Below are 15,815 nucleotides of genomic sequence, written 5' to 3'. Positions count from 1 at the left end.
CACGGTGCGCGAGGGGGGTGGGGGAAGCACCGAGGCTGTACTGAACGCCTCATCGGGGGAGTTCGCCGATGAAGCTATGAGAAGGTACCATTCCGTCGCACCGCGCGAAATTATACAGAGGTTGTGCCAATCATAGACCCATGGTCAGGGCGCGGCATCTTTCCCCGTCCCGTTACACTCCGGGCATGGCTCAGTGCCGACCCTGCGGTTCTGTTGAAATTTGAGAGGCGATATTGACTGTGGAATGTCAGCCTGCTTCGGACAGTGCTTGCGCGGATAACAAATGCCGCCGTCGGAAGCTGCACATGTTTTTGAACTCGAGCATCGGCTGGAGTGCCGCTTGATCCGCGCAGATCCTGTGCGATGCGGCAACGATGGTCACATTGCGAGGGCTTCGGTTTCGGCGGCCGCCATTGCCTTGACCAGCGAAAGGATCTTCTCCCGCACCTTTGCATCTGTAATTTTTAGATATGCCTGATTGAGGGCAAGCCCCTCCTTCGAGCGCAGGAACTCGCCTACTGGATCGGCGCTGTCCGAAATTCCGTCTCCATCAAGCCGCTGTGGCGATGCTTCGTCCTGCTGAAAGAAGAAGCTTGGCGGCGCGGAGAGAACTTCAGCAATCTTCAGCAGCCGGCTTGCGCCGATGCGGTTCATACCCTTTTCGTACTTCTGCACCTGCTGAAAGGTAACGCCGATCTGTTCGGCCAGCTGCACTTGACTGAGACCGAGCAACAACCGGCGCATTCTCACTCTCGAACCTACATGGACGTCGATTGCATTGGGAGTTTTTGCGTTCATTTCACTATTTCCCAGGAGGCGCGCTACTGAATGGCACCTGTTCCAGGGTAAGCCGGGCCGGCCGCCCTTCGGGTCCCAAATCGCTCAGCTTACTGCACCGCATCCAGCGGCCGCAGACGAGGCCGCTGCCTGCACCTCCTGCAAATGGACGTAAGCCGGACTATTACTGTTACACCACCCTCCCTGCCCGTTGCTATTGTCGGGAGAAAGGCTCCAACTATTAAAAAGGAGGGGATGACCTATACACGAGCTTAAGAGCTTTTATACGTGCCTGACCGCTCCCGCGACTTTTAGCGGCCGGTGACCTGGACCCCCACGTCAAACGTCCAAGTCGGCTTGCCCCAGTCGGCTGGCAGTGGCGAAAATGGGGAGAGACGGCGAATGTCAGCTGCAACATCCTGATCCAACTGTAGAAATCCAGAACTTTGCGTTATGGACAAACCAGCAAGTGAACCATTGGCACCAATCGTTAACTTGACGCGTACCGACATCGAACGGCCCATGCGTTTGTATTCGTTTGGCACCTTTACGCCGCGATTGATGCGGGATCGAACTTTGCCCGGATAATTGGCTACAGCCGCACTGCCTGCTCCATCCGAACCGCCGGCTGAACGGGAGTTCTGGTTCGACTTCGCAAGTTCTTCGCCGTCGTTCGCGCCACGCTTCGAATCCTGTTTGTTCTCACCCTGCGAGCCGGCAACCTTCTTTTCGACCTTCTTCGGCGGCTCTTTCATTTCCGCCTTTGGCTTTTCGACCGGCCGCACGGCCTTCGGCGTTGCGGACATCGGCATCTCTTCCGGCTGCACCGGCTCCGGCAGGGCTTCCGCAGTTTCCACCGGATCAAGGGGCTTTACCTCTTCCGGTATCTCGGTCGCCATCGGCTGGATAACGGAGGTCTCCATCGGAACATTCGAGGTCAGGACTTCCGGTTCTGTAGCCGTGACGGTCTCCGCAGAGGCCCGCGTCACTTCCTGCACCGGCCGAACCGGCTCGGCTTCGACAGGTTCCGCCCTTTCCGGCTGCACTTCGGTGGGCTGAATCGTTTCCGGCCGAACGGTCTCGGCCACCACTTCTTCGGGCTGCGGCTCTGCCTGCAGGTCGGGGTCGCCGGCAGACGCCTGGTCGGCCTCGGAATCGCCGAGAATGACGACGCTGACAGTCTCGCCCGCCTCCTCCTCCGGCTCATGCGGCGTCACCACGAAGCCGACGGTAAGCACGGTGAAAAGTATCGCATGAAAGGCAAACGACGTCAGACACGCTACGGCGACATTGCGCTTGCGGAGCTTCGGCGCAGCGTCCTGCTTTTCAATTGCGCACTGCACCATGTGCGGCGCATCCGCAGCACCAGCCTTCGGGCCTTGCGGATGTTCCGGGAAGCATTCGATCTGAGCGAAACGGGTATAATGGATGATGGCTTCGCCAGCAGGCTGGCGCGGCGCATTGCGCAGTTCCGGCATCTCGTGCCCGGGAAGGAGCCCCGGCGGGTTGTCGTTCGAACCGCCCGCGTCCTGCTCGGCGAAGAACGCGTGCCGCGACCTGGATTTCGCTGAAACTACCATTTGCCTTTCCCCGGCCCCCGGCGCCATTCTTCACCCTTCGAAGGGAACGGAAATCTGCGAACGGGTGACGAGACCCTTCATGCATTCGCCCGGCGCCGGACCATCGCAGACCGGCGTATCGTTGATCAGGATGCGGGTGACCGCCTCGCACTTGACGTTCGGCATGTCGAACTGGCGCACGCGCTTCTTGCCCTGCGGCAGATCGCGGAAATCGAGAACGGTGATCTTTTCGACGGTGTTCTTGTCGTTGAAGAAGGCGAGCTCGAAGGAAATCTTGTTGACCGGTGAGCCCAGCTTGTTCAGCGCCACGAAGGTCATCATGCAGCCCTTTTGCGAGGGCGTCAGGGCGTTGAGCTCGACTTCGAGGGCGTTTGCGGGAGCCAGAGGGGCCGCGGCAGCATCCTGTGCATAGGCGGGCGAGATGCTTCCAGCCGCCATCAATCCGCCCGCCACGAAAGTTGCAAACCTGCTTGCCGCCAACATCACTTCTCCATCCATTTCTGAAACTTGACTTAAATAGTCATATATCAGAGACGAACGGCATTCGCCAGAGCGGCTACAGCTCTACAATTCGCTGGAGAACCAGCAGGTGGCGAAGCATTGCAGTTGCGCAACACCGAGGCGATTGAGGCACAAGGCGTCGAAGGGGATCCCGAGGCTTTTTAGCAGATCTCGTGCCGATGACCGCCGCGTGTCATTTCCTTCGCGACGGTCAAATCCATCATTCAGGGGCCACTAAGCGGCCTCAGGACTTGGGTAGTCGATAGTTTGGATCCAGATGCCCAACCTTTACCGGGAAGATGTTGGCCAAACCTTCGCGAAGTTCGTCCTCATTGACGGAGCCCTTACCGGTCGTGTCGAGTTTTGCCCACCGGTCCTCATTATAGCTTGCATCGTAGGGCCTGTCGTTGAGTGCGGCGAGGCGCGTTTGGCCATCCAGATATTCGCTCTTGGTGAGCGTGCCGTCTTTGTTTGTATCTGCCCATTCCATCGCCTGACGGGCCATGCGCGCCTGGAATTCAGCGACAAGTTCATCATCGGTTCGCAGTGGCGGCGCCTTTGGTGGCTGTTGAGGCGACACCTCCATGCCCTCATCTTTCACGGACGGACTCTTGCGCGCCTTCGGGACGAACAGGCTGTAAACGGAATTGTCAGATCCTACTTTCATAAAAATGATATCCTTTTCTGGCTGACCTTACGCAAGGCCAAGTTGTAGGCCGATACTTGTCCGGACCTTGCCAAAAACGCGAATTGGCGAGTTGCGTTACAACTGAAAAGGATGAATGCGTCGGCCCAATGCAGCCGATGCCGTGAAGTACTACCCCGAACAGCCTCTGTCGCGGCCAGATCAAACGACGCGACGACTATGATTTTTATGGCGCTCGGGAACCTGGCCGGGCAAGGACCGTAGAGGCATTGCGAAGAACCGCCGCTTTCTTATCCGATTCGCTCAGCCGGCCGATGCTTCAGCCCAATCGTGCCACTCCGCCTCGCTGCCATGGAATACGTTGAGGTCGATCCTGCCTTCGACGCCATGCGAGAGGCCGGAGCCCGAATACTGCCAGAAGAGCCACTTTCGTCCCGGATAGACCTTGGCGGGGTGAGCGGCTACCGAGCGCAGCCAGAAGTGATAGTTGGGGAACGCCCCCTTCAGATTGTCTCGGTAGAAGTCCGGAGCGGTATAGATGATCGGGCGTTGGCCGTAATGCCGCTCGAGCTTGTCCATGAAGACCTGCATCTTCTCCAGCACCCGCGCCCGCGAAGGCTGTTTCCTGCAGCTCGATTCGCCATTCCACTCGACGTCAATGACTGGCGGAAGAGCGTCCGCGTCCCGCGGGACGTTGCGGATGAACCAGTCTGCCTGCTCCCCGGCGGTCCGGCACCAGTAGAAGAAGTGATAGGCGCCGCGTTTCAGCCCGGCCTCCTTGGCGTTGCGCCAGTTCTTCCGGAACATCGGATCAAGATGGTCGCCGCCATCGGTCGCCTTGATATAGGCGAAGTTCGCGCCCTGTGTCCGCAACTTCACCCAGTCGATCCCGCCTTGCCAGCGCGAAACGTCGACACCGTGCACGGCGAGCTTCCGTGGCGAGGCGGAACCAAAATTGATGGGCTTGGCGTCGCGGAAACGGCGGCTGTAAATCTGCGTCCTCGGAGACGGATCGATCGCGGGGGGCGCGGGGTCGACGGGGGCGACTGGGGCGAAAGCCGCAGTCGGCCTTTCCGCCGGAACGGGCATGGCTGCCGTTCCTGGTGCCGTCACGAAGGCCTGCGGTTGCGGAACCGGCCCCGCCCAGGCAAGGACCTCCTGCTGCGGAGCGGCCGGCGCGAAGGTTTGGCCTACGTCTGCTACAGGCACCGGGGCGGCCGGTCGGACGACGGAACTCGTCGTTTCCTGCGACGGCAATCCGGCTACCAGGCTTTCCGGACCGGTATTGGATGCGCAGCCCGATAGGGTCAGCGAGGCGAGAAATATTGCTGGAACGGCCGCTAGACGCATATGCCCCCGTACACAAAACAATTGCCGGCGGCAGAAGCCGCGTCATGAACAGGAGATGCTTACCGGAGAATTACCAAAAAAGACTGAATCCTAACGACGCCGTTGCCTAAGTGGCTGAACGGAGAGGATGGCCAAGAGGGATCGTCCGGCCGCCCCTGGTTGGGACTTCGCGAACGGGACCGTCTTATTTCTTGTTAGCCAGGCGACGGCTGTTGGCGCGGACACGCTTACCAAAGGGTTTGACAGCAGCCGCGACGACCGCGTCGTGAGTCTTCGTCACTGAGGGACGTCTGCCCATCATCAAGTTGATCGTCGCGTCGAAAGCAGCCTTCGACAGCGCCATATTGACCGCCACCGCGCTCTCTGCAGTGGCTGCGAGTTTTTCCACGACCATCCGCTGAAGTTCCGCCGCATCCTGGGCTTTACCCGTCAGCGTCGCAATCTGCATCTGCTGGAGCCGGAGCGACATCACGAAAGGGGCTTCCAACCAGAACGTGACTGCGTTCCTGCGGAACTGGCGCGGCGTCATGATGATCCCTCCCACGCTGGCGCTACCGCCATTAAGCATGACCTTTGTGACAGGCGATAGCCAATGCCTGCCCGAACGCCGCACGTCATCATAGTGTCATGTGAGAATGGTGATCTCTGACCTGTCGCGCCGCGATTCATGTGATTTTTGCAGCCGCTTCCACTCTTGGAATTGCCGATGCTCTACATGCTTGCCGTCGTCGGTCTCCTTCTGGCGATTCACATCATAAGTTTGATGATTGCCGGATGGCGGATTTCACGACGTGGTCTTGTTACACCTGATCTCTCGTCGCGATCTCCGGTCTCTATCGTCATTCCGGTTTGCGGCCTCGAACAGTTCTCGCAGGAAACGATCGCTTGCGCCCATCGCCTGGACTGGCAGGACTACGAGCTCATCTTTTGTGTCGCTGACCGAAACGACCCAGTGGTAGCAGCGATCGAAAGCGCGCGCTTAGAGCATCCGACCGTGAAATCCCGGACGCTGGTGGGAGACGACCGTTTCAGTGCCAACCCGAAGCTCAACAACTGCCTCAAGGGTTGGAATGCAGCCGCCCATGATTGGATCGTCCTCGCCGATTCCAACGTTCTGATGCCTCCGGACTATCTCCACCACTTGATGGCTGCATGGCGAAGCGACAGCGGTCTTGTCTGTTCGACGCCCCTGGGCGCTCGGCCCCAAGGGTTCTGGGCAAAGGTCGAATGCGCCTTTCTCAACACGCATCAGGCACGCTGGCAATATGCGGGTGAAGCGCTGGGCTTTGGCTTTGCGCAAGGCAAAAGCATGCTTTGGCGCAAGGAGACGCTTGACCGCCGGGGAGGCATTCAAGCCCTGGCGGCGGAGATTGCCGAGGACGCTGCAGCGACAAAGCTGGTCAACGGTCTCGGATTGAAGGTTCATCTGGTAGCATCGCCCTTCGATCAGCCGCTCGGCCAGCGGACTGTCCGGGATATATGGTCAAGGCAATGCCGATGGGCAAGGCTGAGACGTGTTACGTTTCCCATCTATTTCGCGGCTGAAATCTTTCTTGGACTATTGCCACCACTGCTTCTGGTGTTCTGCCTCCCCCTGTCGGGAGCCGGCCTGGCTGCGAGTACCGTCGCGGTTCTTGCGGCCGTCTACTTGCCAGAGCTAGCACTGGCAAAGAGCAAGAACTGGCATCTATCGCCCATGTCGCTTGTCGCCATGATAGCCAGAGACGTTATGATGCCTATCATTTGGATGCGAAGCTGGTTGGGCAAGACATTTGAATGGCGGGGCAATACGATGACGATCGGTCCGCAAGGTTCCCGATTGAGTGAGGCACCGGCTGTCCAGATGTGAAGACCCCAAAATTCCACCGGGCGTTTGTTTAACCGCGGGCACGGCCTAGTCCGGATCAACCCGGCTTGGTCCACTCTGTATCCGCTGCGTTGATGAAGGCTGTTCCGTCACTGGTGAATGACCGTCTGCAGGCCTTCCGGAACTGGTTTCCAATTGCGAAGGCTTTTCCGCGCGACGAGGTTCACGCGGCCGACAGCCGAGCACACGACCCCACTCTTTCCGAGATAAGGCTTCCAAGTCTTCGATGCTCATCACCGCTTCCCCCGGTGCTCATATCAGAGAGCATATTAGAACCTAAGCATAAAACGACCGCAATAATCCAATTGGGTGAACGCTCGGAACGCCCTTCTGATCGAAAAGCCATGGTAGCGGGCAGGTATGCTGTTGGGGGATGTTCTCGCGACGAGATCGCAAGCGTCCAGCGACCACGCCAAGGCGTAGCGCTCATATACCGGAGTATAATACCTTTATTTGCAAACCGGATGTACCTTATCACCACTGCCTCATGTCCGTCTCTCGCATGAGGCGGGTGACCAGGCTTCTGAGCTCTGGTGTTTTTCTCCCTCCCTTGGCAATGGATCGCTTCGATCCATTGGGAGGTCGCATTCCCCCCAGCGACCTCCCCTTTTCTTTCAAAGCACCGACGCTAACGCATCTCGGCGGAGCTTGTATCGATCAGCGCAGACGGCAAAGTCTAGTTAACTGCGACTGCGCCCAGTCCCGGGCGAACTGCTGGGTCTCCTCCAGCCCGGACAGAAGCGCGCCGAGTTCGCCGCTGATCTGAATATTTGCATCGGTTATCCTGCACGCGCCAATATCAAGCGTCACCGTGGCTACAACTTCGCCCTCGAGCGGAGGCGTCTGAAAGAGTGAATCTGAACTTGACTCACAAGTCAGCAAAGCCTTTGCGACGACAGACGATGCGCCGCTTGGCAACGAACAGATATCGACCGACAGCACTTGAAATCTCGCGGTGTGGTTTGGACCCAGCGGAAGTTGTTCACACAGTTGCGCGGAGCCGATCGCCCTGGCGATTTGCGGCCACTCGGGGCTGTTGAGCGCTGACCTGCACTCTGCCAGGGCTGGCACGAAGGACAAGAAAGATATGGCTGCGGAAAAGCCGGTGACTTTCAGATTCCTGCAAAATCGCTCCCTCATCGACCATCCTCTATCTAATCTGGGAGTTGAACTCGAGATTATGAAGCCGCAATAGCCCGGTGCGGTATCTGTCACTTGCCGAATTGACACGCCCACTGGCGCGTCGGATATCCAGGTGGCTGAGCTACTATAAGAAGCAGGGCGGGAGCGCCTAAGCATGCATGCGCTCGAAAACGTAATCGTTTTGACCGGGTAAAAATCTGTTGGTTTCGACGATATCGAAAGTGGATGGATCACCGATCCGGCGGAGATACGACCTGATCAGGTAATAATCGACCGTGTAGATATTGCTGATGGCATAGGCTTTGAATCCCGCCTTGATGAACTTTTCGACAAACTCCGAAGAGTCATCGCTTACTTCCGAGGCGACGATTAGGTCGGCAGGAAATCGATCAACGTCATCAAGGATAGACTTGAGGACGGGTCCTTCCGAACCCTCTATGTCTATCTTGATGAAGTTGATCTTCCCAATGTCGTCGCCGAGAATCCTTTTCAGCGGCAATCCTGGTATCGTACCGGATGCATCTACGGCTACAGCATTGGCGCCGGCATTGTGCTTGGTGCCCTTTCTGATGGAAATCGTGCATGGCTCTTCTGTTGCGGCAACATTGAGCGCTCTTACATTTCCCGTGTCGTTTAGTGAAAGGTTCGTCTGAAGTCTCGTGAAGGTGGTTGGATCAGCCTCCACCGAGACGACGACACCATCAGCGCCGACTTTCTTTGACGCGAGCAGCGAGTAATAGCCGACATTCGCTCCGATGTCTGCATAACCATCACCTTGCTTCAGCCTGGAAAGGGTGAAGTGCGTGAGGTTATGTTCAAATATACCGAAGAACCTGATTCGTCGTTGAACGAAGTCTCGAGAATTGCAGAGCATCCTGGCGTCAAAAACCGTGTACGCTTCTGAAGATGGGCTCAATATCGTGTAGAGCCTCATATATATCCTCTGAAAAACGTCCATCGACTTGACAATGAAATAGAAGAACTTGCCGCGCCTTGGCATGCAGCCCCCTCCTCCATCAGCCCGTCTATTAGGTAGATCGAAAGAACGGCAAACTTAAGATTGTCAAATTCTGCCTGCGTTGCTCGCGGAAGCGGTCTTCTAGCGATTGATCAGCCAGAGGAGCGCGGAAAGCACGATGCTGACAAGCAGGCCGGTGGCGATAGGGATATAGATCGTGAAGCTCCCGCGCTGGACCAGAATGTCGCCCGGTAGTCTCCCAAGACCGAGACGCCCAAGCCACGGCCAGAGAATACCGAGCGCAACGATTATAAGACCAATGGTGATCAGCGTCCGGGACATGGTAGCTCCCATGCTTCCTGCCTCGATTGACACGGATCAATCTAAACCAGCCTCGCTCTAAGTCCAAATGGCCCTTGGCAAGAAACGAGCCGCCCATATTGCGTTTTCGCTACGGCAGGGCGCGCCCGATAAAGCGCCCGATGCTGGCAGTTGAAGGTATAGTGACCTATTCGCCACGCGCATAGCGCATGGCTGGATTGCGAATTCCTGCCTATGATTTGAGCGCAATCCTTGTATATTCAACTCATCGAAGTGCTGCACCTCCTCCCGCAGAACTTCGATGCGAGTGTGCGACCGTCCTCCTCCCAGGTCGCTCTCGGGATCAGCGCCACTCCTCCTCCCAGGTTGCTGATCGGTTCTTTTGGAAAAGCCTGCCGCACCTCCTCCCGCGGCAGGCTTTTTCGTTTCCGGTTGTTTGAACTGGCGTGCAAAGTCCGGACGTAGCGGAGCGGCCTGATCAGAGCGCTACCGAAAGGCCTTCTCTGAGACCGAGTTCACCGACGACCTCAAGACGATCACCGCCCCACCGATCCGCTCTACACGGCCTGCGCCTCCTGACGCGCGCTTCGGACTTTGGCTTTCGCCGCTCTGAAAACGCTCTCGGCCAAGATCAGCAGGCACCCGACGGCAAGGATCAGGGCGCCGATCAGGGCTGTGACAAAGCCGAGCTTCACCAAAAGCCCGATGGCGGCGATCAGGATCAGAGACAACAGCGCCAGCGCGCCGTCATCTATGAACATTCCGAGGAGTTCCTTGAAAACGATTTTGAGAATGTTCATTGGGCAGAGGGCTCCATGGGGGCATTGTGATAATTGCGCAGCATCCTGACGGCGACGGAGGAAAAGATCGCTAGCACGGCAAGGATCGGCAGCAGGGAAAGATCGGCGCCCGGCCATTCGGCGCCGAGGCCCTCACCCACCCAGAAGATGCCGAATGTACTGAGAAGCAGGCCGACGACAAATTTCAGGCTGTTTTCCGGGACAGTGGAGAGCGGTTTGTGGACGAATAGGCCGATGACAAGCACGAGGATACAAGCGGCCGCAGCACCCATGCTGGCATAGCCGAGCATGCCCTGACCCGCTCCGGTGGCGATCACAATGAAGACGACCTCGATGCCCTCGAGAAGGACAGCCTTGAATGCCGCCGTTCCCGCAAGGAAATTCGCCCTCGCCTCGGCTGCTTGCCGGCGGAGGCTGTCGGTCTCGGCGGCAAACGCCTTTTCCTCGTCATGCAGTGCGATGAAGCCGGAGGCTCGAAGGATCGCCTTTCTCAGCCAGCGCAGGCCGAACAGGATCAGCAGCGTGCCGATGATGAATTGCATCAGGTCGATCGGGATCAGGCCGAGCAAAGGCCCGAGTGCCAGGACCAGAATGGCGAGGACCGCAAGCGCAAGGCCTGTGCCGATGAAGGCCGGACGCCAGCTCTGCGTCACGCCGACGGCAAGGATGATGGTGAAGGCCTCGACGACCTCCACGAAGGAACCGAGGAAGGCCGCCGTCACGGTCGAGCCTATGCTTGTTATTGTTGTCATTTCATTTGTCCATATCAGTCTTCAATAAAGCGGGTCAGGCCGGAAGTACGGTGCATCGCTCCGGCGGAAGGGAGAAGGCGAGAGGCGAGCCGGGAACCTCCCTGCGCGGCCAATCCAGTCGAACAACGTCGGAACCGACTTTGATTTGCAGACGCCAGCAGCGGCCGTGGAATGCGCTGTCGACAACCTCGCCGGTCAGATGGTTGTCGGGATGCTCGTCTACTGGCCGGCCGTCCTCCGGGCGGACGACGAGCATGGCCGAGCCGTTCATTCCACTGGAGCTGTGGCTGAGCACGCCCCCATTGCCGCCGACGGCGAAACGGTTGTCGTAGGCCGTGCCGCTGATCAGCGAAAAGCCGCCGAGGAAGCGGGCGACGAAAGCGTTCGCCGGCGCGGCATAAATGGCTTGCGGCGACGCAAACTGCACGATCGATCCCCGGTCCATCACCGCCAGCCGGTCGGACACAGCCATGGCCTCGACCTGATCATGCGTCACATAGACAGCCGTCATGCCTTCGGCGCGGATGAGCCGCATCATCTCCGACCTGAGATCATCACGCAGCGCCGCATCAAGGTTGCTCAAAGGTTCGTCGAGCAACAGCAGGCGCGGCCGCATCGCAAGGCAGCGGGCGATCGCCACGCGCTGCTGCTGTCCGCCGGAAAGTTCGCTTGGCCGCCGTGCCCCAAGAGATCCGAGCTGCGTGATTTCCAGCGCGTGGTCGACCCGCCGCTTGATCTCCTCATGCTTAAGCCCGCGCACTTCGAGGCCAAAGCTCAGGTTCTGGCGCACCGACATATGCGGCCACAGGGCATAGTCCTGAAACACCAGCCCGACATTGCGGTCCTCGGCGGGCACCTCCCCGCGGTGCGACCACATGAGGTCGCCCTGGATATGGATTTCACCGCTATCTGGTGAGACAAGACCGGCGATCGATCGAAGCAGTGTCGACTTGCCCGAACCGCTGGCCCCGACGAGAGCAACCACCTCGCCCGGCTCAACCGATACGGCCAAGTCGTTCAACACCAACTTGCCGCCAAGCGATTTGACGAGAGAAGAACATTCCAGTGCGGGGTGGGTCATCGTCCGGCCTCCTTGGCGGGATCGCGTTCATTTCGAAAGAGGGCGGCAATTCCAGCCACGATGCCGACGGCGCAAAGCGCTGTCAGCGCCAGAGCGCAGGCAACGGCATCCCGGTCCTGCGTGAAGTCATTGACGATCAGAGCGGGCAGAGCCGAGCCGGAGCTCGGTATCAGGAATTGCGACATCGGCAGCTCGAAGAGCGAACGAACCATCGTCACCCCGAACGCGACGACGACAGCTCTGCGAATGAGCGGCAGAACGATGCGCCGCAGATGCTGCATGGGGTCCGCGCCCGAAAGCCGCGAAGCTTCGCCAAGCGAGCTCCCCAACCGGTCAAGCGCCGCCCAGAGGAAGATCAGGCAATAGGGCAGCGCGGCGGCGGCATAGCCGATCACCAGCAGCAGCCGCGATCCGTAAAGCCCCAGATCGCGGAAGCCGGCGAGACGGTTGTAGAGAAGAATGTATCCGAACGCGAGGATGATGCCGGGAATGGCGACGGTCACCATCGCGAGGCCGGCGGAAAGCAGGCGGGTCGCGCTGGAGGCGAGTGAGATTCGATAGGCGAACAGCGTCGAGAACGCCACGGCAACCAGGGCAGCCAGCAGTGCATAGACGAAGCTCCAGACGAGCGCCTGACCGGCGACGCTTGCGGAGTCGAACACTGTCCGCATGGCATCAAGGGAGAAATTTCCCGGGGACAGCCCATCTGTCAGAGAGATTGTGAAAGCCCGCACAACAATCGATAACAACGGCAGTATTGCCGCGCCAAGTGAACCTATTGCAAGGCAAAGGACCGCGAATGGCTGCCAGGCACCCAGCTGGTATCGGACGAGCTGCCGGTTGCGGCCGGAGAGGAAGCGGGTTTCGCGCTGGGCACCACTGAGCGCCGTTGCCGCAACAGAACCGGAAACGAGCACCACAAGCAACAGTGCCTGCGCACCGGCGGCAGCGAAATCGACTGGAAAGCTCGCGGTGGCCGCGTAGATGTTATAGGTCAGCAGCCCGAAATTCATGGATCGCGCAATCGTATTGGCTATCCCGAAATCGCCGACGATCTCCGCAAAGGTCGTCAACAGCGAGAGGCCGATGGCCGGCAATAGCATCGGCACGATGATCCGCCGGATCGTCTGGCGCGGTCGCGCGGCGGCCATGCGCGCCGCATCGATGAATTCTCCGCCGAGCCCCTGCAGCCGCGAACGAACGATGAAATAGGGAACCGGGAACAGCGCCAAGGCCATCACCATCAAGAGGCCCGGCGGGCCGAAAAAGGCAGAGGCTCCCTCCGGCGTGAGAACGCCGAGATAGACGAGATAGCCGCCGCGGGACATGAGCAGCACCCAAGCGAGCCCCTTGAGGTAGCTCGGCATCGCGAACACGATCCAGGGCAGCGCAAGCCAAGCCCGCCGCAAGCAGATATCGGTGAGTGTCAGGACGAGTGCCAGGGCCGTGCCTAGGGCCGTCGAGACGACGGCGCCGGCCAGTCCGAGCAGGATTGTGTTGAGAATGCCGCGAAACAGGCGTGGAGAACCGACAAGCCTGCCGAGCGCTGTAAGCTCCGGCTGGAAACTCGGAGCGACCGGATCGAAAAGCTTCGGCAACACAGCCTGTGCCAGCACCAACAGGAGCGGCAGGCCGATCAGCACGAAGGCGACAAGCCACAGAAGCGGCGCACTGCCTCCCCAGTTTCGTCGACCGATATTCAAGGAGATCGTCATTCCAGCACCGAAAAGCCTCAGCGTCTCTGGTTGAAAGAGGCGCGGCGAAAACACCGCGCCTCGGGCGTAATCAGGGAACGAACTGGTCGCGGAACCACTGCTTCCATTCGGTCTCGTTTGCGGAGGCCATCTTGTCGTCGAGGATCTGCCAAGTAGCTGTGTTGTCGACGCGGGCACCATTGCCCTTCACGCCGTTGATGACCGGTGCGAAATAGCCGTCGCCGCCTTCAGTCTGCAGCATTGCTGTCTCGCCTTCCTTCGTCAGCAGGAACTGGATGTAGGCCTTCGCCTGATCCTCATGCGTGGAGACGCTGGCAATGCCTGCGCTGGAAGGAATTGCGACGACGCCTTCCGACGGGTAGACGACAGAGATCGGCTCCTTCTGGGCGATCAGCGCATAGATCGATGTATCCTGCTGAATCGCCAGGCTCGCGTCGCCGGTGACCAGCGACTTGTTCACCGCGCCGCCGCTTGGAATACCGCTGAGCGCTCTATTGGTCAGGATCTTCTCGAGCTCCGCCTTGCCGGCATCGACGCCCTTGTCGGCAAAATAGCTAGCGAGCCACTGGAAGGCCGGACCGGAGAGGTTCGGATCCTTGGCGGCAACCTTGCCGGCGAACTTTTCCAGATCGGTCCAGCTCTTCGGCGGTGCGGCATCGCCGATCTTCTTCGTGTTGACGGCGATCGCCGTAGTCGAGACGGTGACCGGGAAGTAGGCCTGGCTCTGCGGCACAAGGCGGCGGCCAAGGTCAGTATAATCGACCTTGTCGGCAAGGCCCGGCTCCGGCTTGAGAATGCCCTGCTCCGCCAGTCTGCTCATGACCGCCGAACCCTCGACCCAAAGGATGTCGAATTTGGGGTTGTTGCCTTCTGCAGCGACCTTGCCGAGCAACTCGCCCGTCGAAAGGCGAACCAGATCGACCTGAATGCCGGTCTTTTCGGTGAACGCCTTGGTGGCCGCATCAACCGTATCGAGCGCCGAGTAGACGATAAGATGGTCCGCGGCGTTTGAAGGGACGATCGCACCGAGCAAAGCGGATGCGAACGCTCCAGCGAATAAATACTTGCTCATTTGTCTATCCTTAAAGTTTGCTTTATTGGAAGCAAAGAATGCTCCGCAGCAATACCATGACAATATTTCAATTATATTACAGTGCAGACGTTTTCTTCTTCAAGCGTACTTTACCTTTTTACGCCTCTCTTCAGCCACAGCTTGTCGATCGCGCCGCGCAGGGCGCCGAATTTCTCCAGCGAGGCGAGCGCCGCGGATCGATCCTGTGCGGCAAGCGCCACGATCATCGCCTCGATGAGGACAGTGGTAGCTCCATGCATGGCAAGATGGTCCGCCCGTCCGCGTGGCACGGGCAGAACCTCGACAACGCGCTTTCGGACAAAAGGCGCGAGGCTGTCGCCGACCAGGGCGACCGGAACATTGTTCTCCTCAGCGTGATCGAGAAGAACCGAGACTTCGCGATAGATGGGCGCATAGGCAATCATCAGGATTGCATCGCCCTCCCCGATCGTCAGCAGACGGTCGGCCAGACCAATTCCGCTCTCAGACAAAGCGGTGGTCGGCAACCCGAGCCGGTTGAACTGCAAGGCGGCATAGTCGGCGACGCTGCCGGAGGGACCAATGCCGAAGACGAAGCGCCGGCGGGCCGAAAAGAGCAGTTGGACGGTGCGCCTGAAGGCATCCGAGAAATCCGATGAAGCCATCACCTCAAGGCTCTCGCGATGGGCCTTCAGCACGTGACCAAGAACGCCATCCGGATACTCGCTTAGATCTTCAAGCGTGCGTTTGAGCCGCCCCTCGGGTCCTCCGCCGGTGAGATCGGCGAGAATGGCTTCGCGCAGCCCGGAGAGACCCTCGAAGCCAAGTGACCGGGCCGTTCGTACGACGGTGGCGTCGCTGGTCCCCGCCCTTTCAGCGATCTCGGCGGCCGACATCAGGAGGACCGTCTCCTTCTGCGTGCGGAAGAACGACGCCATCTTCTGTTCTGCCGGAGACATGGCGGGCAGAGCTGCCTCGATCCGCTCGTCAAGGGAATTTTCCGCCGAAGTCATTCGATCTGTCATCCAAGTGGCATTGTTGCGTTTGCTACAGGTCGTCCTTATCCGAAATAAATGTTTCAGGAAGATGACGGCGCAGTGCGCGGCATGAGGCCGGTCAGGATTGCCGCCGACCAGTAACGTCCATCGCATTGAAATATCGCGGTTTAAACGCCACCTTGTTATCTCGACCGGAAAACGCGACCGGGATGGTGTCGTTGCCTGCTTTCGGAATAGCCGAAGCGCGCGCGCGAACGGTGACACTACGCGCGCGT

Annotated in this window: 16 protein-coding genes; 1 reads left to right on the top strand and 15 read right to left on the bottom strand. The window is 59.1% G+C overall.

Annotation, left to right across the window (positions count from 1 at the left end; genetic code table 11):
• Nucleotides 1–378 precede the first annotated feature (378 nt).
• The 6 genes from ACPYOI_RS12485 to ACPYOI_RS12460 form a co-directional block, all read right to left on the bottom strand.
• Complete coding sequence (locus ACPYOI_RS12485) at nt 379–798, bottom strand: helix-turn-helix domain-containing protein (protein WP_481415434.1); 420 nt, start codon at nt 796–798, stop codon at nt 379–381.
• 290 nt (nt 799–1,088) lie between these two features.
• The gene (tolA, locus tag ACPYOI_RS12480; protein WP_481415435.1) at nt 1,089–2,357 is read right to left on the bottom strand and encodes a cell envelope integrity protein TolA; all 1,269 of its coding nucleotides are present in this window, start codon (nt 2,355–2,357) and stop codon (nt 1,089–1,091) included.
• Nucleotides 2,358–2,387: 30 nt separating this feature from the next.
• Nucleotides 2,388–2,840: a hypothetical protein gene (locus ACPYOI_RS12475; protein ID WP_481415436.1), complete on the bottom strand. Its 453-nt coding sequence runs from the start codon at nt 2,838–2,840 to the stop codon at nt 2,388–2,390.
• Nucleotides 2,841–3,102: 262 nt separating this feature from the next.
• Complete coding sequence (locus tag ACPYOI_RS12470; RefSeq protein ID WP_168833083.1) at nt 3,103–3,525, bottom strand: EF-hand domain-containing protein; 423 nt, start codon at nt 3,523–3,525, stop codon at nt 3,103–3,105.
• Between the two features lie 282 nt (nt 3,526–3,807).
• Nucleotides 3,808–4,854 (bottom strand): glycoside hydrolase family 25 protein, encoded by a 1,047-nt coding sequence (locus ACPYOI_RS12465; protein ID WP_481415437.1) that lies wholly within the window; start codon nt 4,852–4,854, stop codon nt 3,808–3,810.
• 184 nt (nt 4,855–5,038) lie between these two features.
• Nucleotides 5,039–5,383 carry a hypothetical protein gene (locus ACPYOI_RS12460; RefSeq protein WP_481415438.1) on the bottom strand — a complete coding sequence of 115 codons (345 nt, stop codon included), beginning with the start codon at nt 5,381–5,383 and terminating at the stop codon, nt 5,039–5,041.
• Between the two features lie 177 nt (nt 5,384–5,560).
• Here ACPYOI_RS12460 and ACPYOI_RS12455 point away from each other — a divergent pair, with 177 nt between their 5' ends.
• Nucleotides 5,561–6,703, top strand: a complete 1,143-nt coding sequence (locus tag ACPYOI_RS12455; protein WP_481415439.1) for a glycosyltransferase — start codon at nt 5,561–5,563, stop codon at nt 6,701–6,703.
• A 675-nt stretch (nt 6,704–7,378) separates the two neighbouring features.
• Here ACPYOI_RS12455 and ACPYOI_RS12450 read toward each other — a convergent pair.
• From ACPYOI_RS12450 to ACPYOI_RS12410, 9 genes are all read right to left on the bottom strand, one after another.
• Nucleotides 7,379–7,861: a hypothetical protein gene (locus ACPYOI_RS12450; protein ID WP_481415440.1), complete on the bottom strand. Its 483-nt coding sequence runs from the start codon at nt 7,859–7,861 to the stop codon at nt 7,379–7,381.
• Between the two features lie 151 nt (nt 7,862–8,012).
• The gene (locus tag ACPYOI_RS12445; protein WP_481422908.1) at nt 8,013–8,864 is read right to left on the bottom strand and encodes an FkbM family methyltransferase; all 852 of its coding nucleotides are present in this window, start codon (nt 8,862–8,864) and stop codon (nt 8,013–8,015) included.
• Between the two features lie 99 nt (nt 8,865–8,963).
• On the bottom strand, nt 8,964–9,164 hold the full coding sequence (locus ACPYOI_RS12440) for a DUF2905 domain-containing protein (protein ID WP_481422907.1): 201 nt from the start codon (nt 9,162–9,164) through the stop codon (nt 8,964–8,966).
• A gap of 536 nt (nt 9,165–9,700) precedes the next feature.
• Nucleotides 9,701–9,943, bottom strand: a complete 243-nt coding sequence (locus ACPYOI_RS12435) for a hypothetical protein (RefSeq protein WP_481415443.1) — start codon at nt 9,941–9,943, stop codon at nt 9,701–9,703.
• Nucleotides 9,940–10,695 (bottom strand): COG4280 domain-containing protein, encoded by a 756-nt coding sequence (locus ACPYOI_RS12430; RefSeq protein WP_481415444.1) that lies wholly within the window; start codon nt 10,693–10,695, stop codon nt 9,940–9,942. The genes ACPYOI_RS12435 and ACPYOI_RS12430 overlap by 4 nt, the downstream gene beginning before the upstream one ends.
• 34 nt (nt 10,696–10,729) lie before the next feature.
• Nucleotides 10,730–11,776 carry an ABC transporter ATP-binding protein gene (locus ACPYOI_RS12425; RefSeq protein WP_481415445.1) on the bottom strand — a complete coding sequence of 349 codons (1,047 nt, stop codon included), beginning with the start codon at nt 11,774–11,776 and terminating at the stop codon, nt 10,730–10,732.
• On the bottom strand, nt 11,773–13,491 hold the full coding sequence (locus ACPYOI_RS12420; RefSeq protein WP_481415446.1) for an ABC transporter permease: 1,719 nt from the start codon (nt 13,489–13,491) through the stop codon (nt 11,773–11,775). Before ACPYOI_RS12420 ends, ACPYOI_RS12425 begins: the two co-directional genes overlap by 4 nt.
• A gap of 70 nt (nt 13,492–13,561) precedes the next feature.
• Complete coding sequence (locus tag ACPYOI_RS12415) at nt 13,562–14,563, bottom strand: ABC transporter substrate-binding protein (protein WP_481415447.1); 1,002 nt, start codon at nt 14,561–14,563, stop codon at nt 13,562–13,564.
• Between the two features lie 110 nt (nt 14,564–14,673).
• Nucleotides 14,674–15,555 carry a MurR/RpiR family transcriptional regulator gene (locus ACPYOI_RS12410; protein WP_481415448.1) on the bottom strand — a complete coding sequence of 294 codons (882 nt, stop codon included), beginning with the start codon at nt 15,553–15,555 and terminating at the stop codon, nt 14,674–14,676.
• Between the last annotated feature and the right edge of the window lie 260 nt (nt 15,556–15,815).

The organism is Rhizobium sp. SVR5-2C (assembly GCF_056755115.1).
The sequence above is the reverse complement of the archived record's forward strand: the minus strand, read 5'-3'. Positions and strand labels throughout refer to the sequence as shown.